Annotated in this window: 2 protein-coding genes and 1 pseudogene; all 3 read right to left on the bottom strand. The window is 40.0% G+C overall.

What is annotated here, in order from left to right; genetic code table 11:
- Positions 1 to 98: 98 nt before the first annotated feature.
- Positions 99 to 407 (bottom strand): hypothetical protein, encoded by a 309-nt coding sequence (locus tag G6Q06_RS08250; RefSeq protein WP_163565304.1) that lies wholly within the window; start codon positions 405 to 407, stop codon positions 99 to 101.
- Positions 404 to 1,534, bottom strand: coding sequence for a site-specific integrase (locus G6Q06_RS08245; protein WP_163565305.1), 1,131 nt, complete (start codon positions 1,532 to 1,534; stop codon positions 404 to 406). The genes G6Q06_RS08250 and G6Q06_RS08245 overlap by 4 nt, the downstream gene beginning before the upstream one ends.
- 145 nt (positions 1,535 to 1,679) lie before the next feature.
- Positions 1,680 to 2,367, bottom strand: a pseudogene (locus G6Q06_RS08240) (RNA-guided endonuclease InsQ/TnpB family protein); the annotation flags it as partial.
- Between the last annotated feature and the right edge of the window lie 68 nt (positions 2,368 to 2,435).

Raw genomic sequence — 2,435 nt, 5'->3', positions numbered from 1 at the left:
AATACGCTTATTGATGTAGGTATTGTGTTCTTTGGCAACTATAAGGTTATCTTCCTCAATCTCACGCGCGCTTAGTTCTTCTGTGTAGTCTTGCTCCATCACGCCCCCCTTTCCTCTGGTAGGGTTAGAATCAGTGTTTGGCCTTGATCGGGGTATTTGGCATAGGTGGCTAGATCAAGTCTTATAAATTCTCTTGCCCTAAGTTCCTCTAAGCATTTTAAGATCGCCTCAGGGCTTTCCTCTAGTCTTTCAGCAAGTTTATTTAGGCTAGGCGTGGCATAAAAGCTATGTAGGTAGGTTAGCACCCCTAAGGCCTTGCAGCTTAGCCCCGCGCTAAATATCTCTAGTGGGATGTGTGCAGCGCTTACATCTGGTTCATAGTCTCTATAAACATCTCTAAATTTCATATTTCTACTCCTTCTAAAAATGTGGCTCTGGGTTTGTTTTGCTCAGGGATGTATTTAGCGTAGACCTTATAAGTGATTTGTAGGTTCTTATGGCCTAGTGTGTGGCTGACCCACAAGGGCTCTTCGCCTCTTTCTAACATGATGCTAGCAAAGGTATGGCGTGTGCTATAAAGCTTAATGTGCTCTAGTTCTAGACTCTCAAGTAGTCTAGCCCATTGCTTAGTCATGATCATTTGTAACTTAGGATTAGTGCCAAAGATGGGTGTATCGTTGTTGATTACATCCATAAATAGGCTAAACTCTTTCAAGCGTTTTTCTATGAGTGGTAACATATCAATCACGCGGATACTATTAGCTGTTTTGGGGGTGGTTATCTCACCTAAACCATTTAAAGCCTTATTGATAGTGATTGTGTGGTTCTTAAAGTCTATATCTCCCCAAGTTAGGGCTAGTATCTCACCCACTCGCATACCGCTAAAGAAGGCTATTGTTAGATAGGTCTTTAGATAGGGTTGATCGCATCCTCTTAGTATCTCTAACACCCGATCTAGGCTAAAGACTTCAATCTTCTTAGGAGCAGGAGCGATAAGGATTTTTTGCTTGTAGTAGGGGGTCTTTTCTAGTTGGCCTTTGAAGGTGGCAAACTCTAACAAGCTTTTAAGTAGCGTAGTTAAGTGCACGATGCTATTAGTGTTATAGTTATTCTCCACTAAGCCTTTATAAAAGTTTTTCATGTGCTCATGGTTTAGCTTAGCTGTGGGCATGTTCACATCTACTTCTAGTAACTTAACAATGGTTTTTAGGCGGTTTTCTATAGTTAGCTGTGAGCTTTGCTTATAGCCAATGTAGCGTTCTTTGAATTCCTCTATGGTGGTAGCTAGTGGCACTTCTAGCGGATCAATAAATCTCTTCTTAGTCTGTGCAGCCTCTATTCTTGCCTCTAGCTGGTAATTTAGCTTAGCGCGGTTTTTGGCTGTGTCCTTTAGCCCTAGACTTTTACGCACCCGTTTACCCTCATCTGTGTAATACTCAGCATATAGCTGGTCTTTGCGTGTGTAGATACGCATTTGTATTTCCTTTGTTTTGAATTGGTTAAAGCTATTAGCATGGGCTAATTGTGTGATCATTTTTCCTACCCCCTTGGGGATTTGCCCCGCCACAATTGGGCGGTTTTTTCAAATGCCTTTGAATTAGGCTAGCTAGCTAAAAGGTTTAAAGGCCTCTTAGGTTTAGAGGGTTGGGGGTTAGTTTGGGGGAGTGTTGGGGGTGATAGGTTAAAGAGATTGGATAAAGCCTATCAATCTTATGCACCTGCGTTTTTCTCTCTAAGATAGATATAAACTCACTAAAAGCTAGATCGCTAATCTTTCTACCCCACAGCCTTTGCATAGCTTTCATGTTCAAATCCTCAATGAAAACATGGGCATATTGTTTAGCTAAATGGTTAGTTAGTTTATAGAAAAAGTCTGCTCTAAGGTTTTTGATTTTTCTATGCAACTTGGCTAGTTTAATCTTGGCTTTAAGATTGTGGCTACCTCTTTGCTTTTTAGAGAGAGATTTAGAACAAGATTTAATTAAAGGCAAAAAACTAGAGAAAAATAAGGGTGATTGAACTTGTATGCCTAGAGCATGTGAGAAAGGTTTTTAAGCCAAAGTCAAGCCCCACGCTTTTATCGCCTGCAGGCTTAAGACTATCCTTTACTTCACACACTAAACACAAGAAATAATCGCCTAGATTATCTCTTTTAATAGTTATAGTCTTAGGTTTGCCTATAAAGTTGTAGGTTTTAACAAACTTAAAACAATAGCCATTAAAAGAGATAAGGTTGTTTTGGATTTTATAGCCTATTTTTCCCTTAAATGTGAAAGATTGGTATAAAGCCACCTTTTTAAATCGTGGTGGTCTACCTTGTTTTTTAAAGAACCTTTGATAGGCTTTATCCAATCTCTTTAACCTATCACCCCCAACACTCCCCCAAACTAACCCCCAACCCTCTAAACCTAAGAGGCCTTTAAACCTTTTAGCTA

This window comes from Helicobacter suis, assembly GCF_902196135.1.
Lineage (GTDB): Bacteria > Campylobacterota > Campylobacteria > Campylobacterales > Helicobacteraceae > Helicobacter > Helicobacter suis_A.
This window is presented reverse-complemented; position numbering and strand designations above follow the sequence as displayed.